Below are 25,135 nucleotides of genomic sequence, written 5' to 3' on the forward strand. Positions count from 1 at the left end.
CTCGTGATGGGGAGCATTCATGGACAAGGGCAAGATCTTTCGCGACCTGCATGCCTCGACCTTCGTCATGCCCAATCCCTGGGATCCGGGCACGACCAAGCTGCTCGGCTCCTTCGGTTTCAAGGCATTGGCGACAACCAGCGCCGGCTTCGCCTTTTCGCGCGGCCTGCCGGACGGCTCGGTGACCTTCGAACAGATGATCCATCACTGCCGCGAGGTGACGGCGGCGACCGACCTGCCGGTCTCGGCAGATCTCGAGAGGGGCAAGGGCGACAGTGCTGAGCGGGCCGCCGAAACCATCTTCGCGGCGGAAGCGGCCGGCCTTGCCGGCTGCTCGATCGAGGACCACACCGGCGATCCCGACAAGCCGATCTATGATTTTTCGCATGCGGTCGAGCGCGTCGCCGCGGCGGTGGAGGCGGCGCGGGCGCTGAAGCGCGATTTCGTGTTCACCGCGCGCGCCGAAAATTTCCTCTGGGGCAGAACCGATATCGACGACACGATCAAGCGGCTGCAGGCCTTCGAGAAGGCTGGAGCCGACGTGCTCTATGCGCCGGGGATCGGCGACATCGAGATGGTGCGTACGATCTGCTCGGCGGTCGGCAAGCCGGTCAACGTCATGGCAAAGCCGGGCTTTACCATCGCCGATCTTGCCATGGCCGGCGTGAAGCGCATTTCACTCGGGCCATGGCTGACCAATTTCGCCTACGGCATGCTGGAGACGGCGGCACGCGAGATCCAGCAGGACGGCACGTTCGGCTTCACCCGCGCCGCCATGCCTTTCGGCAAGCTGCAGGCGCTATACAGCAAGCCATCATTATGAACAGGCTGGGCGCATGACGCTGACCGTTGTCGACATGCATACGGGCGGCGAGCCGTTGAGGATCGTCACCGGCGGCTATCCCCGTATCCCGAAGGGCACCATCCTGGAAAAGCGCGCCTATGTGCGCGACCATCTCGATCATCTCAGAAAAATCCTGATGTTCGAGCCGCGTGGCCATTACGATATGTACGGGGCCCTGCTGGTCGAGCCCGACTTGCCGGGCGCCGATCTCGCGGTGCTGTTCATGCACAATGAGGGCTATTCGACCATGTGCGGCCACGCCATCGTCGCGCTCGGCCGCTACGCCATCGATGAAGGGCTGGTCGCGAAACAGGAGCCGATCACGACCGTCAACATCGAGGCGCCGTGCGGCCTGGTCGTCGCTTCGGTCGAGGTTCTGGACGGCAAGGCCGGCGCCGTGTCGTTCGAGAGCGTGCCGGCCTTCCTGTTTGCCGGTGACCAGCAGATCGAACTGGCAAGGTATGGCAAGATCGGCTTCGACATCGCCTATGGCGGCGCTTTCTACGCGCTGGCGGACTGCCATCAGTTCGGGCTGGAATTCGGCCGTGACCGCGTGCGCGATTTTGTCGATGCCGCAACGACGCTGACGAACAGGCTCAAGGCGGAATTTCCGCTGTCGCATCCCGACCACGCCGACCTCGCCTTTCTCTACGGCACCATCCTGACCGACGGACGCGACGCGTTTTCCGGCGAGGTGACGAAGAACATCTGCGTCTTCGCCGAGGCCGAGGTCGACCGCTCGCCGACCGGCTCCGGCGTCACCGCCCGTCTCGCCGCCATGCTTGCCAAGGGCGAGATCGCTATCGGGCAGACGCGGACCTTCGAGAGCATCGCCGGCTCACGCTTTTCCGGCGCGGTGGCGCGGACGGCGCGGGCCGGCCCGCATGAGGCGATCATCGCCCGCGTCGGCGGCCGTGCCTACTACTCCGGGCGGGCGGAATTCATTGTCGAGCCCGATGACGAGCTGGGGCGAGGTTTCCTGCTGCGTTGAGCAGAGCTAGCTGCGCTATCGACGTGCCGCTTCCCGTGCCGAAATCGCCTTGTGCAGGTGCACCATCATGGCGGCGGCGAAAAGCGGCGTCACCAAATTGAGCAACGGCACGGCGAGGAAGGCCGCGATGACCAGCCCGGCGAGAAAGACCGTGCCGGCATACTGCCGGCGCAAGGCCCTGGCTTCGTCTTCGCCGCGAAAGCGCATGGCGGCAAATTCGAAGAATTCGCGGCCGAGCAAATAGCCGTTGACGACGAAGAAGGCGGCAATGTTGATGCCCGGCACCAGCAGGAGCAGCAAGGCGACGATGTTGCCGAGGATGACGACGCCGAGGAATTTTATCGCCAGCACCAGCGAGCGCAGCGCCGGCATGGCGCGCCCAATCGGCTCGCCGGGATAGTCGGTGCGCTCGACCACTTCGGCGACATCGTCGAGGAACAGGCCGGCGATCACCGCCGTCACCGGGGCGACGAGCAGCGCCGTGCCGAAGGCAAGCGCTATTGCCGCGATGATGCCGCCCAGCCAGCCGGCCCAGGACGGCATGCCGGGCAACAAGGCCTGCAGCCACGGGAGCGCCAGCCACTCGACCAGGCTGGTCAAGCCGAACCACAAGGCGACCAAGGCCAGCACGGTCAGGCCAAGCGTCTTGACGAACACGGCGCGAAACGGCGGCGAGAGCAGCTCGAGGGCCGCAGTGCGGGCAGCGTCGAAAATCACCGTGCTTCAACCCCAAGTCAGCGACAGCGCCGTAAAGGCGGGACGTTCACGAGATAGGCAGCGCGGCTCGTCAGCACAAGCGCGTATCGCTATCGGGCAAACGCCGGCTTTCTGACCGGGATCGTCATGGCGGCGACGCCGGCCACGACAAAGGCCATGCCCAGCCATACCGTTGGCCCCAGGCTTTCGCCGAGGAAGACAGCACCGATGCCGACGCCGATCGGTACGCGCAGATAGGCCTGCGATGTCGTGCCGACCGAACCCAGCGTGTGGATGAGGCGGAAATAGATGACGAAGGCCAGCGCGGTCGAAAACACCGACAGGCCAAGCAGGGCCAGGATCGATGTCATCGAGGGTGTCAGCGTCCATGGCTGGTCGACCAACAGGCTGAGCGGCACCAGCATGACCGCGCCGCACAGCATCGAACCGGCGGCCGGCAGCATCGGATCGAGGCCCTTGAAGCCACGGCCGAAGATCGCCGCACCGGCATAGCAGATCGTTGCCACGACGATGGCGACCTGTGCCCAGAGTTCGTGACCGAGACCACCCAGCGCCTGCGTGCCGACAATGAAGCAGATGCCCGCTATGCCGGCGCCGACACCGATCAGCTTGCGCACAGTCACCGGCTCATGGCGAGTGATGAGCGCTGTGAAAACGAAAGTGAAGATCGGCGAGGTCGCATTGAGGATCGTGGCCAGGCCGGCATCGACCGAGCGCTCGGCGGCGGCGATCAGCGTGAATGGTATGACGCTGTTGAGGCATGCCTGGAAGGCGAAGCGGCGCCAGCTTGCCGCATCGCCCGGCATGGCCAGCCCGCGCCAGCGGATGATGGCGAACAGGATGCCGCCGGCGATCAAGGTGCGGGCGGCGATGAAGGTGACCGGCGGGATCGTCTCGACGCCGATCTTGATGAAAGTGTAGGAGGCGCCCCACAGCACCGCCAATACGGCAAGCAACGCCAGGTCGATGGTCGTGTCGTTCTTCGCGGACATGGGCTTGCCGTCTTCGGGTGCGGTCGATCAGGCCAGATTTGTAGGCAATGCGGCGATGAAACGCTTCGTCCACGGTCGAATTGTCGTAGCGCCTGGCTGTTGGTGCCCTGTTCTGGGGCCATCCCGCCAAAGTTGAGTGTCGTGCTCTAGGCAAAGCTGCCGTTAATCGCTAAACCCGCGCCCGGCCAGCGTGGCAAGAAGCCGGCTCGGGTTTTGGCGGAGATATTGATGCCGGATTATGACGTGCTTTGCATCGGCAATGCCATTGTCGACATCATCGCCCAGTGCGAGGAGGAATTCCTCGAAACCAACGGCATCATCAAGGGCGCGATGAACCTCATCGATACGCGGCGCGCCGAACTGCTCTACAGCCGCATGGGCCCGGCGATCGAGGCCTCCGGCGGCAGCGCCGGCAACACGGCGGCAGGCGTCGCCTCCTTCGGCGGACGCGCCGCCTTCTTCGGCAAGGTCTCCAACGATGCGCTGGGCGAAATCTACGCGCACGACATCCATGCGCAGGGCGTCGCCTTCGACACCAAGCCGCTCAAGGGCGAGCCGCCGACGGCGCGCTCGATGATCTTCGTCACCCCCGACGGCGAACGCTCGATGAACACCTATCTCGGCGCCTGTGTCGAACTCGGCCCCGAGGATGTCGAGGCCGAAAAGGCCTCGGGCGCCAAGGTCACTTACTTCGAGGGCTATCTGTGGGACCCGCCGCGCGCCAAGGAGGCGATCCGGCAGACGGCCAGGCTGGCACACGCGGCAGGCCGCGAAGTGTCGATGACGCTTTCGGATTCGTTCTGCGTCGACCGCTACCGTGACGAGTTCCTCGAGCTGATGCGCTCGGGCACGGTCGACATCGTCTTCGCCAACAGCCACGAGATCAAGTCGCTCTACCAGACATCGTCCTTCGACGAGGCGGTGGCCAAGATCCGCAAGGACTGCAGAATAGCCGCGGTGACCCGTTCTGAAAAAGGCTCGGTCATCGTGCGCGGCGACGAGACCGTGGTCATCCAGGCGACGGCGATCCGCGAACTGGTCGACACGACGGGCGCAGGCGATCTCTACGCCGCCGGTTTCCTGCATGGCTACACGCAAGGCCGCGACCTCAAGACCTGCGGCGACCTCGGCTCCCTGGCGGCCGGACTGGTGATCCAGCAGATCGGCCCAAGGCCAAGGCAGAATCTGCGCCGCGAGGCGGAACTGGCGGGGTTGTTGTAGGGACAACTGCTGATCTCCCCCCTGTGGGGGAGATGGCCGGCAGGCCAGAGGGGGGCGCTGTCCCGCTGGCATTTCCGACTTTTTATTTCATAGCTTCAGGGCTCAACACCTGCCGAGAGCCGGGGGCACGGCATAAGCATCGCTACGTAGCGATCCTTCGCCCCCCTCTGCCCTGCCGGGCATCTCCCCCACGAGGGGGAGATCGGCAACTTCACCGTCGCGTTACTGTCACATATCGCCCCTACACGAAACCGTGAGTGTCCCGTGACTGACATTTCGGGACGCCCGCAGCCAGATGGGGTGTTGAAAGATGCAAGACAGCAAGCTGTCGGGCAGCGCGATGCGTTGCCGCCACGATCTTCGTTTTCCGCAATAAAAATTCAGCAATGGGCCGCGGCTGAGGGAGGAACGCGCGCGGCCAGAAGACATATGCATGAGCAGATTTCAGCCACCTGGTCCTGGACAGGACGACTTCGCGGAAATGGTCGCGGAGGACGTCGAGCGCGCGCTTGCCCATTATGACGAGGCCATAAACCAGTCCACCGTGGTGTCGGTCGGCAAGATCGCCGGCAGCATAGCGTCCGCCGTCACCTTGCTGTCGCCGAAACACCAGCGCGCCATCGACGCCATCCATGCCGACCTTCCCGGCCTGGCCTCGAAATTCGTGCGCGCGCTGGCAGCGGAAGCCGCGCGCCGCAGCGAAGCCGGCACTGCCGGGGCCACAAACCAGTTGACGGCTTCGCTGGCCGATGAGCCGCTTCCTGCACCGCCACGGTCCGACGACCTCGAATCGATGCTGATCGAGGACTGGGCCGGCCGTGTCGCCGGTTCGACCTACCTGGAAGAAAACCTGGGCATCGCCCGCTCGACCCTGCATCGCTGGCAAAGGCGCGGCGACGTCATCGCCTTGCGCAAGGGAGGCCGCAAACACGTCTTCCCGCTGGCGCAGTTCGTCGACGGCAGGCCTGTCGCAGGCATAAGCGACGTGCTCAAGCAGATCGGCAATCCGAGGCTGGCGTGGCTATGGCTGACACGCCCCACGGCACAGCTCGACGGGCGCATTCCAATCGACCTGCTGCGCGCTGACGAAGTCTCGGATGTGGTCGAGGCGGCGCGGGCGTTCGCGCCGGGCTGAAGCTCTCATCCGCTGCCCGGACCGCTCCTCAAGTCCCCGCCGTGTACGCCGCGATCACCGCCATGTTGACGATGTCGCTATCCTTGGCGTTCAGCGAGACGATCTGGACCGGCTTGTTCAAGCCGACCAGCAGCGGGCCGATGACCGTCGAGCCGCCGAGTTCCTGCAGCATCTTGGTCGAGATCGAGGCCGAGTGGAAGGCCGGCATCACCAGCACATTGGCCGGACCGGTGAGGCGAATGAACGGGTACTGCGCCATGGCGCGCGCGTTGAGCGCGACGTCGGCGGCCATTTCGCCGTCATACTCGAAATCGACGCGGCGCTTGTCGAGGATGCGCACCGCTTCCTGGACGCGCTCGGAGCGCTCGCCCTGCGGATGGCCGAAGGTGGAATAGGCGAGCATGGCGAGCCTCGGCTCATAACCCATGCGGCGGGCAAAGCCTGCCGCCTCCTCGGCGATGTCGGCGATCTGCTCGGCGTTCGGCATGTCGTGCACGGCGGTGTCCGCGACCAGCACGGTCTTGCCCCGCGCCAACACGATCGACACGCCGATGACGCGGTGGCCGGGTTTGGCGTCGATGACGCGCCTGATATCGTCGAGCGCGGTCGAATAGTTGCGGGTCACACCGGTGACGATGCCGTCGGCATCGCCCAGCGCCACCATGCAGGCTGCGAAGTGGTTGCGGTCATTGTTGATCAGGCGCTGGCAGTCGCGGAACAGGAACCCCTTCCGCTGCATGCGCTCATAGAGATAGTCGGTGTAGATGCCGTTGCGGCGTGACAGCCGCGCATTGATGATCTCGATGCCTTGCTTGTTGAGGTCGATGCCGGCGTGCTTGGCGTTTTCCTTGATGACATCGTCGCGGCCAAGCAGGATGGCGGTACCGAGCCGCTGGTTCACATAGGAGACGGCGGCGCGCATCACCTGCTCTTCCTCGCCTTCGGCGAAGACGATGCGCTTGGGCTGGCGGCGCACGCGGTCGTAGATGCGCTGCAGGGTCGAAGCGATCGGGTCGCGGCGGGCCGACAGTTCCTGTGCGTAGCGGTCGAGGTCGAGGATCGGCTTGCGGGCGACGCCGGAGTCCATCGCCGCTTTGGCGACGGCCAGCGGAATGGCCGAGATCAGGCGCGGATCGAACGGCACCGGAATGATGTAGTTGGGGCCGAATTTCGGCCGGTTGCCCTGGTAGGCGGCGGCGACGTCGTCGGGCACGTCCTGGCGCGCCAGTTCGGCGAGCGCCCTGGCCGCGGCGATCTTCATGTCGTCATTGATGGTGGTGGCCCGCACGTCCAGCGCGCCGCGGAAGATGTAGGGGAAACCGAGCACGTTGTTGACCTGGTTCGGATAGTCCGAACGCCCGGTCGCCATGATGGCGTCGGTGCGGATCTCGGCCACTTCCTCCGGCGTGATTTCGGGATCGGGATTGGCCATGGCGAAGATGATCGGGTTCTTGGCCATCGATTGCACCATGGCGGTGGTCAACGCGCCCTTGGCCGAGAGGCCGAGGAAGACGTCGGCGCCGTCGAGCGCCTCGGCGAGGCTGCGCGCGTCGGTCTTGACCGCATGCGCCGACTTCCACTGATTCATGCCTTCGGTGCGGCCCTGGAAGACCACGCCCTTGGTGTCGCACAGGACGATGTTTTCCGGCGCGAAGCCCATCGCCTTCATCAGCTCTATGCAGGCGATGCCGGCGGCACCCGCGCCGTTGCAGACCAGCTTCGTGGTCTTCATGTCGCGGCCGGTGACTTCCAGCGCGTTGATCAGGCCGGCGGCCGAGATGATGGCGGTGCCGTGCTGGTCGTCATGGAAGACGGGGATGTCCATCAGCTCGCGCAGCCGCTGCTCGATGATGAAGCATTCCGGCGCCTTGATGTCCTCGAGGTTGATGCCGCCGAAGGAAGGACCGAGGAAGCGCACACAGTTGATGAACTCGTCGGCATCCTCGGTGTCGACCTCGAGGTCGATGGAATCGACATCGGCAAAGCGCTTGAACAGCACCGCCTTGCCTTCCATCACCGGCTTGGAGGCCAGCGCGCCGAGATTGCCGAGACCAAGGATGGCGGTGCCGTTGGAGATGACGGCGACCATGTTGCCGCGCGTCGTGTAGTCGAAGGCGCGGCTCGGATCCTCGGCGATGGCGCGCACCGGCACGGCGACGCCTGGCGAATAGGCGAGGCTCAGATCGCGCTGCGTCGTCATCGGCTTGGTGGCGACGATCTCCAGCTTGCCAGGCCGGCCCATGGCGTGGAATTCGAGCGCTTCCTGCGCGCTGACGGACGGACCGCTGTTCTCGGTTTTCCTGGCCATGATGCTTTTGATTTCCTCGCCGGTGCAGCACCTCCTTGAAGCGGGTGCTTTGTTTCGGTCCGAATTAAGACCACACACCGCCGCGTGTAAACCGCCACCACGCCTGAATCGCGGATCATGGGGGAAATTGCCGGCACTTCCCGCCTCGGTCTTCCCCTGCTTTTCGAAGCCCCGGCATTAAACCCGGCCATCACATCTGCTAGCGTGCCGGGCCATGAACATGCACAGCCCCAACGAGCCCGACGCCCCCGAGGTGATGACGCCGCCACAGCCCGGCACGGCCGCAGTGACGCCGATGATGGAGCAGTTCATCGAGATCAAGGCCGCAAACCCGGATTCGCTGCTGTTCTACCGCATGGGCGACTTCTACGAGCTGTTCTTCGACGACGCCGAAAAGGCAAGCCGCGCGCTGGGCATCGTCCTGACCAAGCGCGGCAAGCACCAGGGCCATGACATCCCGATGTGCGGCGTGCCGGTGCATGCGGCCGACGATTATCTGCAGAAGCTGATCGGCCAGGGGTTCCGCGTCGCCGTCTGCGAACAGATCGAGGATCCGGCCGAGGCCAAGAAGCGCGGCTCCAAATCGGTGGTGCGCCGCGACGTGGTGCGGCTGGTGACGCCGGGCACCATCACCGAGGACAAATTGCTGGCGCCGTCGGAATCAAGCTTCCTGATGGCGCTGGGGCGGGTAAAGGGCGGCGCGGACCATTCCTTCGCGATTGCCTGGATCGACATCTCGACAGGCGCTTTCCGCGTCGCCGAGACCACCGCCGACCGGCTGCTCGCCGACATCTTCCGTGTCGATCCGCGCGAGCTGATCGTCGCCGAACCGGTGTTTCATGATCCGGAGTTGAAGCCTGTGTTCGACGTGCTTGGCCGCGTCGCCAACCCGCAACCGCCATCGCTGTTCGATTCGGCCTCTGCCACCGGGCGCATCGCCCGTTTCTTCGAGGTGGCGACACCGGACAGCTTCGGCACGTTTTCGCGGGCCGAACTGTCGGCCATCTCGGGCGCCATCGCCTATGTCGAGAAGACGCAGAAGGCCGAACGCCCGCCGCTGTCGCGCCCTGAACGCGAAGAGCAGGGCTCTACCCTGTTCATCGATCCAGCGACACGCGGCAATCTCGAGCTGTTGCGAACATTGTCGGGCAGCCGCGAAGGCTCGCTGTTCAAGGCGATCGACCGCACGGTGACCGGCGGCGGCGCAAGGCTGCTCGCCGACCGGCTGATGGCGCCGCTGACCGACCCGGCGGCGATCGGCGCAAGGCTGGACTCGGTGTCGTTCTTCCGCTCCGAAACGCGGCTTTGCCAGGCGGTGCGGGCGAGCCTGAAAAGCGTCGCCGACATGCCGCGCGCTTTGTCCAGGCTGGCGCTCAACCGCGGTGGCCCGCGCGACCTCGGCGCGTTGCGCGCCGGCTTCGAGGCGGCGGGCGCCATCGCCGAGATCTTTGCAGCGATCACCCTGCCCCAGGAATTGGCGGCCGCACTTGCCGCCATTCATGCATTGCCCAAGCCGCTTGCACAGCACCTGACGCAAGCGCTTGGCGACGAACTGCCGCTGCTCAAGCGCGATGGCGGCTTCGTTCGCGGGGGTTACCACCCGGAACTCGACGAGATGCGGGCGCTGCGCGACGAGTCGCGAAAAGTGATCGCCGGGCTGGAGCGCTCGCTGATCGAGGAAACTGGCATCCGTTCGCTGAAGATCCGGCACAACAACGTGCTGGGTTACTATATCGAGGTGACCGCCAACCACCACGCGGTCATGACCGGCAGCGATGGCGCCAAGGCGCGCTTCATTCACCGCCAGACCATGGCCAACGCCATGCGCTTTACCACCACCGAGCTTGCCGAACTCGAAACCAAGATCGCCAATGCCGCCGACCGCGCGCTGAGCATCGAACTGGCCGCCTTCGATGCGCTGACGGCGGAAGCGGTCGGCGAGGCCGAGGCGATTCGCGCCGGCGCCGACGCGCTCGCCATACTCGACGTGTCGGCGGCACTGGCGCTTCTGTCGGAAAGCGAAGCCTGGTGCCGTCCGGTGGTGGATTCGAGCCTCGCCTTCGAGATTTCCGGTGGCCGGCATCCTGTCGTCGAACAGGCCTTGCGCCGTTCCGGCGAAGGGCCGTTCGTCGCCAATGATTGCGATCTCTCGCCGGAGGGGAGCGCCAAGAACGGCGCGATCTGGCTGCTGACCGGCCCGAACATGGGCGGTAAATCGACCTTCCTGCGGCAGAACGCGCTGATCGCGATCCTGGCACAGACCGGGTCATTCGTGCCGGCGGCATCGGCCCATATCGGTGTCGTCGACCGGCTGTTCTCGCGCGTCGGCGCTTCGGACGACCTGGCACGCGGCCGTTCGACCTTCATGGTCGAGATGGTCGAGACGGCGGCCATCCTCAACCAGGCCGGCGAGCGGGCGCTGGTGATCCTCGATGAGATCGGCCGCGGCACCGCCACTTTCGACGGCCTGTCGATCGCCTGGGCGGCGGTGGAGTATCTGCATGAGAAGAACCGCTGCCGGGCGATCTTCGCCACCCATTTCCACGAGATGACGTCGCTGGCCGGCAAGCTGGCGCGGCTGCACAACGTCACCATGCGGGTCAAGGAATGGGAAGGCGACGTCGTCTTCCTGCACGAGGTCGGCAAGGGTGCGGCCGACCGCTCCTACGGCGTGCAGGTGGCACGGCTGGCCGGCCTGCCGGAAGCGGTGGTGGATCGGGCCAAGGCAGTCCTGCACCAGCTGGAAGAAGGCGAGGTTTCCGGCAAGACCAACCGGCTGGTCGACGACCTGCCGCTGTTTTCCGTGGCGATGAAGCGGGAAGCGCCGAAGCCGGTGAAAAGCGATGCGCTTGGCGCTGCCCTCGGCGAGATCAATCCCGACGAGATGACGCCACGGGAAGCGCTGGAAGCGCTGTACCGGCTGAAGGGATTGGCCGGGAAGTAATTTTACCATCCGGGCGGCAGCGCCGAAACCGCCAATCTCCCCCCTTGTGGGGGAGATGTCCGGCAGGACAGAGGGGGGCGTCGTAGAGTGCTGACCTTGCTTGACTTGCCCTCTGATGGTGCTCGGCAGACAATGGCGCAAGGAAGCAGCAGTCGTTATAAAATCGATATGTTGGCGGGACAGCGCCCCCCTCTGCCCTGCCGGGCATCTCCCCCACGAGGGGGGGGGAGATTGGCAGCTTCACCGCGGGCTCAAATCATCTCCAGCCCGCGCTTGCGGGTCGGCGGGGGGAAGGCGCGGTCGAGATCGGCGAGGTCTCCGCCCGTAAGCGCGATGTCGAGCGCGGCAAAATTCTGGCGGACGTGCTCCTGGCTGCTGGCCTTGGGAATGGCGACGACGCCGTCCTGATGCATCACCCAGGCCAAGGCGATCTGGGCCGCGGTTGCATTGTGGCGGGCGGCGATGGCATCGAGCCTGGCGTTGCGCGCCAGCGCGCCCTGCTCGACCGGCGAATAGGCCATCAGCGGGATGCCGCGCTGCCGGCTCCAGGGCGCCAGATCGAACTCGAGGCCGCGCCGGACCAGATTGTAAAGCACCTGGTTGGTCTGGACGTTGCCGCCGTCGGGCAAGCCGGCGAGCTCCTCCATTTCCTCGGTGTCGAAATTGCTGACGCCCCAATGGCGGATCTTGCCGGCCTTCTTCAAGGCCTCGAAGGCCTCGACCGTCTCCGCCAAAGGCACGCTGCCCGGCCAATGCAAGAGATAGAGATCAATGCGGTCGGTGCGCAGGCGCTTCAGGCTGTTCTCGCAGGCGCGTTGCACGCCCGCGCGCGAAGCGTTCGACGGTAGAACTTTTGAAACCAGGAAGACCTCGGCGCGGCGCCCGGCAGTGGCCTCTGCCACCACTTCCTCGGCACCGCCGCTGGCATACATTTCGGCGGTGTCGATCAGCGTGATGCCAAGGTCGATGCCGAACTTGAGCGCATCGACCTCGCCAGCACGGCGGCGGGAATCCTCGCCCATCTTCCATGTGCCCTGGCCGAGAACGGGTATGGCCTCGCCAGACGGCAACGCGGTGGTTCTGACGCTCGACGGCATGGCAGGCTCCAGTTGAGGCCCGATCGCATCACAGGCCGGACGAGAAATCCAGAGCGTTCTCGCCGCAGCCTACCTTGCGATGCCTCGAAAGCTCTATTTCACCGGATGGGCGGCAAGCCAGTCCTGCATCTGCTTGATCTCGGCTTCCTGGGCGGCGATGACGCCTTCGGCCAGCTTGCGGATCTCCGGGTCCTTGCCGTTGGCAAGCTCGACCTTGGCCATGTCGATGGCGCCCTGATGATGCGGGATCATGCCGCGAACGAAATCGACGTCGGCGTTACCGGTATATTTCGATGCCATCATGTCGGCATGCATCTTGTCCATCGCCGCCTTGTAGCCTTCGGTCGAAGGGCTGGTCGCGTCCGTCGACATGCCGGCCATGTCGTGTTTCATCTCTTCGCTCTGCGCCGGAACGCTTTCGAGGAAGACGGCGAGCAGCATTCCGGCCGCCATCAGCAAAAGCACGAGTTTCTTGGCCAAGGTCATTCATGGTCTCCTGTTGGTTGGTTTTCGTATTTGGGGGCTTGGATCAGAGTTTCAACGTCCGCAGCCGCAATGCGTTCGCGATGACGGAGACCGAGGACAGGCTCATCGCCGCCGCCGCCAGCATCGGCGACAAAAGCATGCCGGTGAGCGGATAGAGCACGCCGGCGGCCACCGGCACGCCAAGGACATTGTAGAGGAAGGCAAAGAACAGGTTCTGCCGGATGTTGCCGATCGTCGCCTGGGCCAGCGTCCGAGCCCGAACAATGCCGTTGAGGTCGCCCTTGACCAGGGTGATGCCGGCGCTTTCGACCGCGACATCGGCGCCGGTGCCCATGGCGATGCCGACATCGGCGGCGGCCAGGGCCGGCGCGTCGTTGACACCGTCGCCGGCCATGGCGACACCGGCGCCCTTGCGGCGCAGTTCGTCGACCAGAGCTGCCTTCTGTTCCGGCAGCAGCCCGGCACGAACCTCGTCAATGCCGAGACTCCCGGCGATAGCCCTGGCCGTGCGCTCATTGTCGCCCGTCGCCATGATGATCCTCAGGCCGCTGTCATGCAGGGCCTTGATCGCTTCGGCGGTGGTTGCCTTGATAGGATCGGCGACAGCGACGATGCCGGCCAGCGTCTTGCCGGCAGCGACAAACATCACCGTCTTGCCTTCAGCCTGCAGCGCCTCCGTCCTGGTAGCGATGGAGGCGATGTCGATACCGAGATCGGCCATCATCGCCGCATTGCCGAGCGCGACCTTCTGCCCCGATACGGTGCCGAGAACACCCTTGCCGGTGACCGCCTCGAAATCGCTGGCCTCCGCGATCTTCAGGTCACGGGAGCCGGCGCCCTCGACGATTGCCTCGGCAAGCGGATGCTCCGAGCCTTTTTCCAGGGCGGCGGCAAGCGCCAGCAATTCATTCTCAACGATGCCCCCGGCAGCAACAACATCGGTCAGTTTCGGCCGGCCTTCGGTCAGCGTGCCGGTCTTGTCGACGATCAGCGTGTCGACCGAAGCGAAGCGCTCGAGGGCGGCGGCTTCCTTGATCAGCACACCGGCATGCGCCCCGCGCCCGGTGGCGGTCATGATCGACATCGGCGTGGCGAGGCCGAGCGCACAGGGACAGGCGATGATCAGCACCGAGACCGCCGAGACGACGGCGAAGATCAGACTTGGCTCGGGGCCGAAGACCGCCCAGGCCATGAACGCCACGATGGCGACAAGGACGACCGCCGGGACAAAGTAGAAGGAAACGCGGTCGGCCAAGCCCTGGATCGGCGCGCGCGAACGCTGTGCCTTGGCGACGAGTTCGACGATGCGCGCCAGCGTGGTCTCGGCGCCGATCCGCTCGGCGCGCATGATCAGCGAGCCGTTCCTGTTGAGCGTGCCGCCGGTGAGCGCGTCGCCTTCGGCCTTTTCGACCGGCAGCGGCTCGCCCGTGATCATCGATTCGTCTATGGCGGAGCGCCCTTCAATCACGGTGCCGTCGACCGGCACGGCATCGCCGGGCCGGATGCGCAGGCGGTCTCCAGCCTGGACGCTGTCCAGCGGAACATCGGTCTCGGAACCGTCTTCGGCGATGCGCCGCGCGGTCTTTGGCGCCAGATCGAGCAAGGCTCGGATCGCCGATCCGGTCTTTTCGCGGGCGCGCAGCTCCAGCACCTGGCCGAGGAAGACCAGCGCGACGATGACGGCGGCAGCTTCGAAATAGACCGGCACCGCGCCGCCATGGCCGCGGAACTGATGCGGAAAGATGTCCGGGAAAAGCGTGGCGACGACGCTGTAGAGATAGGCCGCACCGACGCCGAGCGAGATCAGCGTCCACATGTTCGGACTGCGGTTGAGGATCGACTCCCAGCCGCGGTGAAAGAAGGGAAAGGCGGCCCAAAGCACGACCGGGCTTGCCAGGGCCAGCTCCAGCCAGGTTTTTGTCCGATCGCTGACCAGGGTTTCAAAGCTCAGGCCGACCATCGGCGCCATGGCGATGATCAGAAGCGGGATCGACAAAGCCGCGCTGACCCAGAACCGCCTGGTGAAGTCGACCAGTTCGGGATTTGGCCCTTCATCGCCGGATGGTACGCCCATCGGCTCCAGCGCCATGCCGCAGATCGGGCAGGAGCCGGGCTTGTCGCGGATAATCTCGGGATGCATCGGGCACGTGTATTGCGTGCCTTTGGGTGCCGGCACCGGCGCCGGCCTGTCGCTGAGATAGGTTTGCGGTGCCGCCTCGAATTTCGCCTTGCAGCCGGCGGAGCAGAAATAGAAGCCCTGGCCTTCATGGCGCACGAAATGCCTAGCCGTCGAGCGGTCGACGCTCATGCCGCAGACAGGGTCGGTGGCCGTCATGTATTTTTCCGGCTCGGCCTGGAATTTCGTGCGGCAACCTTCACTGCAGAAATGATAGAGGCGGCCGCCATGCTCCGATGTCGGCTTGCCGGCGTCCGGATCCACGGTCATGCCGCAGACCGGATCGCGCAGAACGGCCGTATCGGCACCCTCCGAAGCGCAACAGCTTCCGTGTGCGCCATGCGAATGGTGGTCGCCGCGATGGTCATGGTCTGAATGCGTCATTCCAGGAATGCCTCTATCCTCTGCCTGTTTGCGGAGGTAGTGCTTCCAGTAACTGGAAGGTCAAGGGCTGTTTTGATTTTTCGTGTTTCCAGATCCAGCCCAGGCTGTTCGCCCCGAAAAAAGCCCACATTCCGTAGCGCAGCCTGCTAATATAATGCCGATCCCTCCAACGCGATGCCGATCCCGTTAAGACATGAAGTGTCTGGTCATCAATCTTGATCGGTCTCCTGACCGCCTTGCCCATATTGCGGCGGAGTTTGCCCGCGTCGGCATCGCCTTCGAGCGAATCGTCGCGATCGACGCGCGTGACCATCCCGACCTGATGCTGCAGCCGCAGCATGCGATGTATTCCATCCGGCGCCTGTCCCACAGCGAGATCGCCTGCATGCACAGCCATCGCGCCTGCTGGGCCATCATCGCGCAGGACGACGCCCCTTATGGCGCCGTCTTCGAGGACGACATCGTGTTTTCCGCGAAAGCCGGCGCCGTGCTTGCCGATGTGAGCTGGATTCCGGCCGATGCCGATGTCGTCAAGCTCGAGACATTCTTCATTAAAACCATGACACAGAGGAAAAGAACCGCCGTCGGTCACGGCTTTTCCTTGGTCAGGCTCCGCAGGAACCACGTCGGAACCGCCGGCTACATCCTGTCAAGGCAAATGGCGCGCGACCTCCTCGACGCTACCGCACAGGCCAGCGCGGCGGCCGATGATCTCGTCTTCAATCCGGCGTTCCCCCCGTCGGGCGAAAAGACGATCTACCAGCTTGTCCCCGCGCTTTGCGCACAGGATCAGTTCGTCGGCCACAGACTGCCAAGCCTGCTTGTCGAGGAACGCGAAGCGGCATGGGACGCAAGCGGGCTGACCATCAAACGCAGAAGGCCGGTCACCGAGAAAATATGGACGGAGACCAGACGCGTCGTCGAATGGATCATTGATTACTGCCGAATGCGGCGATACACGGTCGTCCCCTTCGATCCGCCCGAAGCAGACCGATAGACTTGTTTCCGGGATCAGGCAGCTTGATGCCAGGTGCCGTTAAAACGCATATAGACATCCATGAAAAAAAGTATTAGCAGACACCGCTGTCGGAAATTGCTTAACCTCATCGAGGAAAATCTTTAGCCTCACTTCGAATTCCGCCTTTCTGCCTGCAAGGTCGAATAGAAAATTTCTCCTGCTTCCCTCTGTATGTAATTCTTGGAATATTCGCCGACTTTAAATCCTGGCTTTCATCTGCGACATGAAATCCACTCAAAAAAAATCAACAACAATACCATCACCTGTGCTAGACTGCTCCTGCGGTGCTTTACGACTCATGCCGGCTCCGTGAAGGCAAAGATTTCGTAAGAAACAGTTCTTAGAAAAAATGAAGCGCCTGGTCATCAATCTCGATCGGTCTCCCGAGCGGCTTGCCCACATGACAGGGGAGTTTGCCCGCATCAACATCGGGTTCGAGCGGGTCGCGGGCATCGATGCAAAGCAGCATCCCGAGCTGGCGCTGCAGCCACAGCACGCGATACACGCCATCCGGCCGCTTGCCGGCAGCGAGATCGCCTGCCTGCACAGCCATCGTGCCTGCTGGACGATCATTGCCCAAGACGATGCTCCGTACGGCGCCGTGTTCGAAGACGATATGGTCTTCTCCTGCAAGGCGGGGGCCTTGCTGGGCGATATCAGTTGGGTGCCGGCAGACGCGGATGTCGTGAAGCTCGAGACGTTCTTCTCCAGAACCGTGGTCCAGAGGAGAAGGATCGCCGCCGGCAACGGTTTTTCCGTGGCCCGGCTCCGCAAGGGCCATCCGGGGGCCGGGGGTTATCTCCTCTCGCGGCAAACGGCACGCGACTTTCTGGAGGCGACGGCGCAGATCAACATAGCTGTCGATGATCTCATCTTCGACCCCATCATGTCAGCCGGCAAGACGGTCTACCAACTTGTTCCCGCCTTGTGCGCACAGGACCAGTTCGTTGCCGACAGGCTGCCAAGCCTGCTTGATCAGGAACGGGATGCCGCGCGAACCGCGAGCGGGCTCATGACAAGGCGCAGGAAGCCGACAGCGGTGAGAATCACGAGAGAGGCCGGACGAACCATACGGTGGATCGCCGACTTCTGCAGATTCCGGCGACACATTGTCATACCCCTCGATCCGGTCGAGGCAGCGAACTAGCGGTTCATCGCTTCACGGAAGCCGAGTGCTTTCCCGAGAGAACCGTTTCACACTTTCCTGGACTTGCTTCAGCCCTCGCGCCGGCCCCATACCCAGCGCCGCGAAAACGCGCTATAGACGCCGCCCAAAAGGCAAGGCCGACCGGTACCTATGGCGAAAATCTCCCTGAAGCTCGATGAACTGATCGATGGCGAAGCCTTGCGCCGCGAGATGACCGCGCTGACGGACGCCACGGCCGGCGACGGTTCCGGGCAGGCCGCCCGCGCCGGTGTGCTCCAGCTTCTCAAGGCCCGCCTCGCCGAAGGCCGAAAGATCGCCGAGGCCATGCTGAGGCAAGATGGCGGCGGCAACGCCTGCGCCGAGCGGCTGTCGCATCTGATGGATGAGCTGATCCGGGCGCTCTACGATTTCGCGGCGACGCATGTCTACCGGGTGAAGAACCGCTCCGTGGCCGAACGCATGGCCGTCGTCGCCGTCGGCGGCTACGGCCGCGGCACGCTGGCGCCGGGATCCGACATCGACCTCCTGTTCCTGCTGCCCTACAAGCAGACGCCGTGGGGCGAACAGACCGTCGAATACATGCTCTACATGCTGTGGGATCTGGGCTTGAAGGTCGGCCACGCCACCCGCAACATCGACGAGTGCCTCAGGCTGTCGCGCACCGACGTCACCATCCGCACCTCGATCCTGGAAGCGCGCTTCCTGTGGGGCGAACGCAAGCTCTATGACGAGCTGATGCTGCGCTTCGACCACGAGGTGGTGCGAACGACCGGCCCGGAATATGTGCAGGCCAAGCTCGCCGAACGCGACGAGCGCCACGCCAAGGCCGGCGAAAGCCGCTATCTGGTCGAGCCCAATGTGAAGGACGGCAAGGGCGGCCTGCGCGACCTGCAGACGCTGTTCTGGATCGGCAAGTATTTCTACCGGGTGCGCACCGGCGAGGAACTGGTCGAGAAGGGTGTTTTCACCGAGGCCGAATACCGGGAGTTCCAGAAGGCCGAGGACTTTCTGTGGGCGGTGCGCTGCCATATGCATTTCCTCACCGGCAAAGCCGAGGAGCGGTTGCATTTCGACATCCAGCGCGAGATCGCCGAGCGGCTGGGCTACACCACCCATCCCGGCCTGTCGGCGGTCGAACGCTTCATGAAGCACTACTTCCTGGTGGCCAAGGATGTCGGTGACCTGACCCGCATCTTCTGCGCCGCGCTGGAGGAGGAGCAGGCCAAGCATGTGCCGGGGTTCAACCGCATCTTCCTGACCTTCCAGCGCCGCAAGCGCAAACTCGCCGGCACGTCGGACTTCATCGTCGACAACCACCGCATCAACATCGCCGACGATCAGGTGTTCGAACGCGATCCGGTCAATCTGCTGAGACTGTTCTGGTTCGCCGACAAGCACGGGCTGGAGTTCCACCCCGATGCGCTGAAGCTGCTCACCCGGTCGCTCGGTTTGGTCAACAAGTCGCTGCGGCGCGACGAGGAAGCCAACCGGCTGTTCCTCGACATATTGACCTCGGACCGCAACGCCGAGCTCAACCTGCGGCGCATGAACGAGGCCGGGCTGCTGGGCCGGCTGATCCCGGATTTCGGCAAGATCGTCGCCATGATGCAGTTCTCGATGTACCACCACTACACGGTGGATGAGCACCTGATCCGCTGCATCGGCGTGCTGGCCGAGATCGAACGCGGCGACGGCGAGAAGATCCATCCGCTGTCGCATTCGCTGATGCCGGGCCTGAAGAAGAGCCGCGAGGCGCTCTATGTCGCCGTGCTGCTGCACGACATCGCCAAGGGCAGGCCGGAAGATCATTCCGAGGCAGGCGCCCGCATAGCGCGGCGCATCTGTCCGCATATGGGGCTGTCGGCGGCGGATACGGAAACGGTCGCCTGGCTGGTCGAAAACCACCTCGTGATGTCGATGACGGCACAGACCCGCGATCTCAACGATCGCAAGACCATCGAGGATTTTGCCTCGATCGTGCAATCGGTCGAGCGGCTGAAACTGCTTTTGATCCTCACTGTCTGCGACATCAGGGGCGTCGGCCCAGGGGTGTGGAACGGCTGGAAGGGCCAATTGCTGCGCACGCTCTACTACGAGACCGAACTGCTCCTGACCGGCGGCTTTTCGGAAGTGTCGCGGGCACAGCGCACCGCGGCGGCGCGCGAACGCCTGGCCGAGGCGCTCGCCGACTGGCCCGACAAGGCCCGCAAGCGCTATGTCGGGCTGCATTATGAAAACTACCTGCTGGCCGTGGATCTGCCGGACCAGCTTCGCCACGCCGAATTCATCCGCGAGGCGGACGCTGCCGGCAACAGGCTCGCCACCATGGTCAAGACCCACCAGTTCGAGGCGGTGACCGAAATCACCGTGCTGGCGCAGGACCATCCCCGTCTGCTCTCGGTCATTGCCGGGGCGTGCGCCGGTGCCGGCGGCAACATTGTCGACGCCCAGATCTTCACCACCTCGGACGGCCGCGCCCTGGACACGATCCTGATCTCGCGGGAATTCGACCGCGACGAGGATGAGCGCCGGCGCGCCGAGCGCGTCGGACGGCTGATCGAGGACGTGCTGTCAGGCAAGAGCTGGCTGCCGGAGATGATCGAGAAGCGCACCAAGCCAAGGCGCGGGTCCAAGGTATTCAAGATCCCGCCGCGCGCCGAGATCCGCAACGCGCTGTCGAACCGCTTTTCCGTCATCGAGGTCGAGGGGCTCGACCGCCCGGGCCTGCTGTCGGAGATCACCGGCACGCTGTCCGACCTGTCGCTCGATATCGCGTCGGCGCACATCACAACCTTCGGCGAGAAGGTCATCGACACCTTCTATGTCACCGACCTCACCGGCCAGAAGATCGACAGCCCGGCCCGCATCGCCACCATCCGCAACCGGCTGATGGCGACGCTCGAAGGCATCGCGCCCGAACGCGGCGGCAAGGCCAAGGCGGCCGCCGAGTGACTGCCATCCCCACCTTGTCCCAATCCCTGGAGCTGTTCACCGTTTCACGAAAACGGCGAACCGCTCTAACTCTTTGTTCTAACACAGTTCCCAGGGGCAATGCGCTATGCGCTTTGCCCGGGAAAACCGCTCACAGTTTTCCTGGAATTGCTCCAAGGCAGTCTTCAAACGCATGAGCCTCGTCAAGAAATTCGCTACCGTCGCTTCCGGCACGCTGATGAGCCGCGCGCTCGGTTTTGGCCGCGAGATGCTGATGGCGGCGGCACTCGGCACCGGACCGGTCGCCGACGCCTTCAACGCCGCTTTCCAGTTTCCCAACACCTTTCGCAGGCTGTTCGCGGAAGGCGCCTTCAACGCCGCCTTCGTGCCGCTGTTCGCCAAGGAGATCGAGACGCATGGCACAGACGGCGCCAAGCGTTTTTCCGAGGAAGTGTTCGGCGTCCTGTTCTCGGCGCTGCTGGTGCTGACCATCGCCATGGAACTGGCGATGCCACTGATCGTGCGCTATCTGGTGGCGCCCGGCTTCGCCGACACGCCGGGCAAGTTCGAGACGACCGTCCGGCTCGCGACGATCATGTTCCCCTACCTGATCTGCATGTCGCTCGCGGCCATGATGGCGGGCATGCTGAATTCCCTGCGCCGCTATTTCGCCGCGGCGATCGCGCCCGCTTTCCTCAACATCATCCTGATCAGCGTGCTTGGCTACGCCTGGTATCATGGGCTGGACGCACATGCTGTCGGGTTCAGCCTGTCGTGGGGCGTTCTGGCGGCGGGCATCGTGCAACTCGCCATTGTCTGGGTGGCGGTGCGCAACGCCGGCATCTCGATCGGCTTCCGCCGGCCGAAAATGACGCCGAACGTAAAACGCCTTCTGATCCTAGCGCTGCCGGCGGCGATCACCGGTGGCATCACCCAGATCAACCAGTTGATCGGCACCGCGATCGCCTCGGCGCAGGACAGTGCCGTGTCCTCGCTCGCCTATGCCGACCGCGTCTATCAGCTGCCGCTCGGTGTCGTCGGGGTCGCGGTGGCAATCGTGCTTCTGCCGGAACTGTCGCGGGCGCTGAAGTCAGGCAATCTAATCGAGGCCGCCAACCTGCAGAACCGCTCCGTCGAGTTCACCTTGTTCATGACCTTGCCGGCGGCCGCCGCACTCTGGGTGATGTCGGAGCCGATCGTGCGGCTGGTCTATGAGCGCGGCGCCTTTGCCGCCAACCATTCGACGCCGACGGTGGCGGCGATCCTGGCGATCTTCGGCCTGGGCCTGCCGGCCTTCGTGCTGATCAAGGCCTTCACCCCGGGCTATTTCGCCCGCGAGGACACGCGCACGCCGATGATCTTCGCCGCGATCTCGGTGGCGGTGAACGTCGCCACCGCGCTGACGCTGTTCCCCAGAATGGGCGCACCCGGCATTGCTGTCGCCTCGGCCGTGGCCGGCTGGGTCAACGCGCTGATGCTGCTTGCCGTGCTGATCCGGCGCGGCCACTGGGGCCGCGACGTGGCGCTCCTGAAGCGCATTCCCCGGCTGGTTCTGTCGGCGGCGGTGATGGCGGTGGCGCTGTATTTCGCCGAGCATTGGCTGGCCGTCAGGCTCGGCCCCGGTTCGCCGCTGGTCGTCAAGGCGACGACGGTGCTGACGCTGGTGGCCGGCGGGGCGCTGCTCTACTTCGTCACCGCCTTTGCCACGGGTGGCGCCGATTTCGGCATGATCCGGCGCAATGTCAAACGCAAGGGACCACCGGCGCCTAAGGAACAGTCTCCAGGTCAGTAAGCCTGACGGTGGCGGCGTCGCCGACAAACATCAGTCTTCGCGAGACAATTCGTCGTAGACCTGGCGCGGCAGTGGCGGCGTCTTTCTCCCCGTCACTTTACGGGGAGAAATGTCCGGCAGGACAATGAGGGGCGGCGCGAACCTGTCAGACTGAGAGACAGGCGCAACAAGCGCGACGCCCGCATTGAACAAACAATTCAGCCTGAAGCAATGGCGCTGCGGGCTCTCCTGCCTCTTGATCCTCCCCACACTCTCGTTCATAAGCGCGCCGTCGAAAAGACTTTCGCCGCGCGCGAAACGGCCCTCCACAAGCCCTGAGGAACCCCATGTCCGCCTTCAAGCCCCTCGTCTTCTCCGGCGTCCAGCCGACAGGCAATCTGCATCTCGGCAACTATCTCGGCGCCATCAAGAAATTCGTCGCCCTGCAGGACACGTCCGACTGCATCTATTGCGTCGTCGACCTGCATTCGCTGACGGCACAACTCGTCCATGACGACCTCGCCGACCAGACGCGCTCGATCACCGCCGCCTTCCTCGCCTCCGGCATCGACCCCAAGAAGCACATTGTCTTCAACCAGTCGCGGGTGATGCAGCATGCGGAGCTTGCCTGGATCTTCAATTGCGTCGCGCGCATCGGCTGGATGAACAAGATGACGCAGTTCAAGGACAAGGCCGGCAAGGACCGCGAGAATGCCTCGCTGGGGCTGCTTGCCTACCCCTCACTGATGGCTGCCGACATCCTGCTCTACCGCGCCACGCATGTGCCGGTGGGAGAGGACCAGAAGCAGCATCTGGAACTGACCCGCGACATCGCCCAGAAATTCAACAATGACTTTTCGAGCCGCATTGCCAGCCTTGGCGTCGGCGTCGAGATGCAGGTTGGCGAGGAGACGGTGAACGGCTTCTTCCCGATCACCGAGCCGGTCATCGGCGGCCCGGCGGCACGCATTATGAGCCTGCGCGATGGATCGAAGAAGATGTCGAAGTCGGATCCGTCGGACCTGTCGCGCATCAACCTGACGGACGATGCCGACACCATCTCGAAGAAGATCCGGAAGGCCAAGACCGATCCGGAAGCCTTGCCGAGCGAGGTCGACGGGCTGGAAAGCAGGCCGGAAGCGGAAAACCTGGTCGGCATCTATGCGGGCCTGGCCGAGATTTCGAAAGCCGACGTGCTCAAGGAATTCGGCGGCCAGCAGTTTTCGGTGTTCAAGCCGGCGCTGGCCGACCTCGCGGTGGAGAAGCTGGCGCCGATCGCCGGCGAAATGCGCCGCATCCAGGGCGACCGCGCCTATGTCGACGCGGTGCTCAGGGATGGCGGCGAACGCGCCGGCGTGCTGGCCGAAACAACCATGAAGACGGTGCGCGACATTATAGGCCTGCTGCAGGGCTGATCCCGGCGTCGGTGCACCGCATCGACACTGGCACAAGGCCGGCCGCTTGCGGCCGGCCGAAGCGGGTGGCAGATTGCGACCGAAAACACACTCGTGTCTCTGATTTTGAAATTCGCCAGAGTTGTAATGCGAATTTCAAAATCAGGGACACGAGCAAACTATTGATTTCTAGTGTCGTTTTTGATTTCGAAGTTCGCTCGGGGCGAGATATCGAAAGCAGGCGAACTTCGAAATCACGACACCAGGTAGATAGACATGGTCTCCAAACGCCTTAGCCGCGAAGCCGGTCATCGCAGGAAATTCCTGACGATCATCGACGACACGCCCGAGTGCGAGCGTGCCGTCGCCTATGCCTCGAAGCGGGCGCTGAGCACCAGCGGCACGCTGGTGCTGCTCTATGTCATCGTACCGGACGATTTCCAGCACTGGCTGGGCGTCGAGAAGATCATGCGCGAGGAGGCGACCGCAACGGCGCGCGCGGCCCTCGACATCTATGCCAACAAGGTGCGCCAGAAGCTCGGCATCGAGCCGGAAATGGTGGTGCGCGAAGGCAAGCCGACGGAAGAGATCCACAGGCTGATCGAGGAAGACCAGGATATCGCCATCCTGGTGCTGGCGGCAGGCGCCGGCAAGGAAGGGCCGGGACCGCTGGTCGGTGCCGTTGCCGGCAAGGGTGCGGCCTTCCCTATTCCGGTCACGGTCGTGCCGCAAAACCTTTCGGACGAGGAGATCGACAGCCTCGCTTGAAACCAGCCAGGGATTCGATCCCCAGCCAGCAAAAACATTCCGCCAGCCAGCCGTTCGGGCGACGCGTTTCGCTTGAATGTCCAGCCAATAGAGCCTATTTAGAACTATTCCAAACTAGTTGCCCGAAATGGGCACGGAGACGGCCATGTTCATCCAGACCGAATCGACGCCCAATCCGGCGACGCTGAAATTCCTGCCCGGCAAGGAAGTGCTCCTGGAGGGTACCGCCGATTTCCGCGACGCCGATAGCGCGGCCACGGCCTCGCCACTGGCCGGCCGGCTGTTCGAAATTCCCGGCGTCACCGGCGTCTTCTTCGGTTATGACTTCATCACCGTGACCAAGGATGGCCCCGACTGGCAGCATCTGAAGCCGGCGATCCTCGGCGCCATCATGGAGCATTTCATGTCCGGTGCGCCGGTCATGGCCAAGACCGGCCCGGCCGCCGAGACCAGCCAGACCGGCGAATTCTATGACAAGGCCGACGAGGAACTCGTCATCACCATCAAGGAACTGCTCGACACACGGGTGCGTCCGGCAGTGGCCCAGGATGGTGGCGACATTACATTCCGCGGCTTCGAGAACGGCACGGTGTTCCTGCACATGAAGGGCGCCTGCGCCGGTTGCCCATCATCGACGGCGACGCTGAAGCACGGCATCCAGAATCTGCTTCGCCATTTTGTGCCCGAAGTGCAGCAGGTCGAGCAGGTCGCCTGATACTTTCCGCGCCGCCGCTTCGGCCTGCGGGCGCGACCTCAAACATCCTGTTCGTGAACAACAAAAAACCGGGCCGAATTGCCCGGTTTTCTGTTT

18 protein-coding genes are annotated in these 25,135 nt (G+C 64.0%); 12 read left to right on the top strand and 6 right to left on the bottom strand.

Features of this window, described 5'->3' with window-relative positions:
* Positions 1-19: 19 nt before the first annotated feature.
* Together MesoLj_RS00920 and MesoLj_RS00925 are read left to right on the top strand one after the other, a co-directional pair.
* On the top strand, positions 20-823 hold the full coding sequence (locus tag MesoLj_RS00920; protein ID WP_202324778.1) for an isocitrate lyase/PEP mutase family protein: 804 nt from the start codon (positions 20-22) through the stop codon (positions 821-823).
* 13 nt (positions 824-836) lie between these two features.
* Entirely contained in the window at positions 837-1,835 is a 999-nt protein-coding gene (locus MesoLj_RS00925) for a proline racemase family protein (RefSeq protein WP_202324779.1), read from the top strand.
* A gap of 15 nt (positions 1,836-1,850) precedes the next feature.
* Here the strand turns inward: MesoLj_RS00925 and MesoLj_RS00930 are convergent, their stop codons facing one another.
* Both MesoLj_RS00930 and MesoLj_RS00935 read right to left on the bottom strand, forming a co-directional pair.
* Complete coding sequence (locus MesoLj_RS00930) at positions 1,851-2,552, bottom strand: sulfate transporter family protein (protein ID WP_202324780.1); 702 nt, start codon at positions 2,550-2,552, stop codon at positions 1,851-1,853.
* An 89-nt stretch (positions 2,553-2,641) separates the two neighbouring features.
* Positions 2,642-3,544 carry an EamA family transporter gene (locus MesoLj_RS00935; RefSeq protein ID WP_202324781.1) on the bottom strand — a complete coding sequence of 301 codons (903 nt, stop codon included), beginning with the start codon at positions 3,542-3,544 and terminating at the stop codon, positions 2,642-2,644.
* A gap of 228 nt (positions 3,545-3,772) precedes the next feature.
* Between MesoLj_RS00935 and MesoLj_RS00940 the strand changes: the two genes are divergently transcribed.
* Together MesoLj_RS00940 and MesoLj_RS00945 are read left to right on the top strand one after the other, a co-directional pair.
* Complete coding sequence (locus MesoLj_RS00940; protein WP_140769904.1) at positions 3,773-4,765, top strand: adenosine kinase; 993 nt, start codon at positions 3,773-3,775, stop codon at positions 4,763-4,765.
* A 433-nt stretch (positions 4,766-5,198) separates the two neighbouring features.
* Positions 5,199-5,900, top strand: a complete 702-nt coding sequence (locus tag MesoLj_RS00945; protein ID WP_202324782.1) for an antitoxin Xre/MbcA/ParS-like domain-containing protein — start codon at positions 5,199-5,201, stop codon at positions 5,898-5,900.
* Between the two features lie 28 nt (positions 5,901-5,928).
* Here MesoLj_RS00945 and MesoLj_RS00950 read toward each other — a convergent pair whose 3' ends face one another.
* Positions 5,929-8,208 (bottom strand): NADP-dependent malic enzyme, encoded by a 2,280-nt coding sequence (locus MesoLj_RS00950; RefSeq protein WP_202324783.1) that lies wholly within the window; start codon positions 8,206-8,208, stop codon positions 5,929-5,931.
* A 256-nt stretch (positions 8,209-8,464) separates the two neighbouring features.
* On the opposite strand from MesoLj_RS00950, the gene mutS reads away from it, so the two are divergent.
* Positions 8,465-11,152: a DNA mismatch repair protein MutS gene (mutS, locus tag MesoLj_RS00955; RefSeq protein ID WP_244735497.1), complete on the top strand. Its 2,688-nt coding sequence runs from the start codon at positions 8,465-8,467 to the stop codon at positions 11,150-11,152.
* A 251-nt stretch (positions 11,153-11,403) separates the two neighbouring features.
* On the opposite strand, the gene MesoLj_RS00960 is transcribed toward mutS, so the two are convergent.
* The 3 genes from MesoLj_RS00960 to MesoLj_RS00970 all read right to left on the bottom strand — a co-directional run bounded on the left by MesoLj_RS00960 (position 11,404) and on the right by MesoLj_RS00970 (position 15,295).
* Positions 11,404-12,249, bottom strand: a complete 846-nt coding sequence (locus tag MesoLj_RS00960; RefSeq protein WP_202324785.1) for an aldo/keto reductase — start codon at positions 12,247-12,249, stop codon at positions 11,404-11,406.
* Between the two features lie 93 nt (positions 12,250-12,342).
* Entirely contained in the window at positions 12,343-12,735 is a 393-nt protein-coding gene (gene copM, locus MesoLj_RS00965; RefSeq protein ID WP_202324786.1) for a CopM family metallochaperone, read from the bottom strand.
* A gap of 43 nt (positions 12,736-12,778) precedes the next feature.
* Positions 12,779-15,295 carry a heavy metal translocating P-type ATPase gene (locus tag MesoLj_RS00970; protein WP_202324787.1) on the bottom strand — a complete coding sequence of 839 codons (2,517 nt, stop codon included), beginning with the start codon at positions 15,293-15,295 and terminating at the stop codon, positions 12,779-12,781.
* 193 nt (positions 15,296-15,488) lie between these two features.
* Between MesoLj_RS00970 and MesoLj_RS00975 the strand changes: the two genes are divergently transcribed.
* From MesoLj_RS00975 to MesoLj_RS01005, 7 genes are all read left to right on the top strand, one after another.
* Complete coding sequence (locus MesoLj_RS00975) at positions 15,489-16,292, top strand: glycosyltransferase family 25 protein (protein ID WP_202324788.1); 804 nt, start codon at positions 15,489-15,491, stop codon at positions 16,290-16,292.
* A 370-nt stretch (positions 16,293-16,662) separates the two neighbouring features.
* Positions 16,663-17,460: a glycosyltransferase family 25 protein gene (locus tag MesoLj_RS00980; RefSeq protein WP_202324789.1), complete on the top strand. Its 798-nt coding sequence runs from the start codon at positions 16,663-16,665 to the stop codon at positions 17,458-17,460.
* Positions 17,461-17,610: 150 nt separating this feature from the next.
* Positions 17,611-20,412, top strand: coding sequence for a [protein-PII] uridylyltransferase (locus tag MesoLj_RS00985; RefSeq protein WP_202324790.1), 2,802 nt, complete (start codon positions 17,611-17,613; stop codon positions 20,410-20,412).
* Between the two features lie 172 nt (positions 20,413-20,584).
* Positions 20,585-22,183, top strand: coding sequence for a murein biosynthesis integral membrane protein MurJ (gene murJ / locus MesoLj_RS00990; protein WP_202324791.1), 1,599 nt, complete (start codon positions 20,585-20,587; stop codon positions 22,181-22,183).
* 326 nt (positions 22,184-22,509) lie between these two features.
* Entirely contained in the window at positions 22,510-23,577 is a 1,068-nt protein-coding gene (gene trpS / locus MesoLj_RS00995; RefSeq protein ID WP_140769925.1) for a tryptophan--tRNA ligase, read from the top strand.
* Between the two features lie 255 nt (positions 23,578-23,832).
* A complete protein-coding gene (locus tag MesoLj_RS01000) occupies positions 23,833-24,324 on the top strand; it encodes a universal stress protein (protein WP_202324792.1) in 492 nt (163 codons plus the stop codon).
* A 145-nt stretch (positions 24,325-24,469) separates the two neighbouring features.
* Positions 24,470-25,039, top strand: a complete 570-nt coding sequence (locus MesoLj_RS01005) for a NifU family protein (RefSeq protein ID WP_056570395.1) — start codon at positions 24,470-24,472, stop codon at positions 25,037-25,039.
* Positions 25,040-25,135: the final 96 nt, after the last annotated feature.

Origin of the sequence: Mesorhizobium sp. 113-3-9 (assembly GCF_016756515.1) — a bacterium.
GTDB lineage: Bacteria > Pseudomonadota > Alphaproteobacteria > Rhizobiales > Rhizobiaceae > Mesorhizobium.

What these genes read in the sequence shown, in the direction of transcription:
- MesoLj_RS00985 (WP_202324790.1), top strand. Translation starts at nt 17,611, where the DNA reads ATGGCGAAAATCTCCCTGAAGCTCGATGAACTGATCGATGGCGAAGCC.
- MesoLj_RS00920 (WP_202324778.1), top strand. Translation starts at nt 20, where the DNA reads ATGGACAAGGGCAAGATCTTTCGCGACCTGCATGCCTCGACCTTCGTC.
- MesoLj_RS00940 (WP_140769904.1), top strand. Translation starts at nt 3,773, where the DNA reads ATGCCGGATTATGACGTGCTTTGCATCGGCAATGCCATTGTCGACATC.
- MesoLj_RS00975 (WP_202324788.1), top strand. Translation starts at nt 15,489, where the DNA reads ATGAAGTGTCTGGTCATCAATCTTGATCGGTCTCCTGACCGCCTTGCC.
- MesoLj_RS01005 (WP_056570395.1), top strand. Translation starts at nt 24,470, where the DNA reads ATGTTCATCCAGACCGAATCGACGCCCAATCCGGCGACGCTGAAATTC.
- copM (WP_202324786.1), bottom strand. Translation starts at nt 12,735, where the DNA reads ATGACCTTGGCCAAGAAACTCGTGCTTTTGCTGATGGCGGCCGGAATG.
- MesoLj_RS01000 (WP_202324792.1), top strand. Translation starts at nt 23,833, where the DNA reads ATGGTCTCCAAACGCCTTAGCCGCGAAGCCGGTCATCGCAGGAAATTC.
- MesoLj_RS00970 (WP_202324787.1), bottom strand. Translation starts at nt 15,295, where the DNA reads ATGACGCATTCAGACCATGACCATCGCGGCGACCACCATTCGCATGGC.
- mutS (WP_244735497.1), top strand. Translation starts at nt 8,465, where the DNA reads ATGACGCCGCCACAGCCCGGCACGGCCGCAGTGACGCCGATGATGGAG.
- MesoLj_RS00925 (WP_202324779.1), top strand. Translation starts at nt 837, where the DNA reads ATGACGCTGACCGTTGTCGACATGCATACGGGCGGCGAGCCGTTGAGG.
- MesoLj_RS00950 (WP_202324783.1), bottom strand. Translation starts at nt 8,208, where the DNA reads ATGGCCAGGAAAACCGAGAACAGCGGTCCGTCCGTCAGCGCGCAGGAA.
- MesoLj_RS00980 (WP_202324789.1), top strand. Translation starts at nt 16,663, where the DNA reads ATGAAGCGCCTGGTCATCAATCTCGATCGGTCTCCCGAGCGGCTTGCC.
- MesoLj_RS00935 (WP_202324781.1), bottom strand. Translation starts at nt 3,544, where the DNA reads ATGTCCGCGAAGAACGACACGACCATCGACCTGGCGTTGCTTGCCGTA.
- trpS (WP_140769925.1), top strand. Translation starts at nt 22,510, where the DNA reads ATGTCCGCCTTCAAGCCCCTCGTCTTCTCCGGCGTCCAGCCGACAGGC.
- MesoLj_RS00960 (WP_202324785.1), bottom strand. Translation starts at nt 12,249, where the DNA reads ATGCCGTCGAGCGTCAGAACCACCGCGTTGCCGTCTGGCGAGGCCATA.
- murJ (WP_202324791.1), top strand. Translation starts at nt 20,585, where the DNA reads ATGAGCCTCGTCAAGAAATTCGCTACCGTCGCTTCCGGCACGCTGATG.
- MesoLj_RS00945 (WP_202324782.1), top strand. Translation starts at nt 5,199, where the DNA reads ATGAGCAGATTTCAGCCACCTGGTCCTGGACAGGACGACTTCGCGGAA.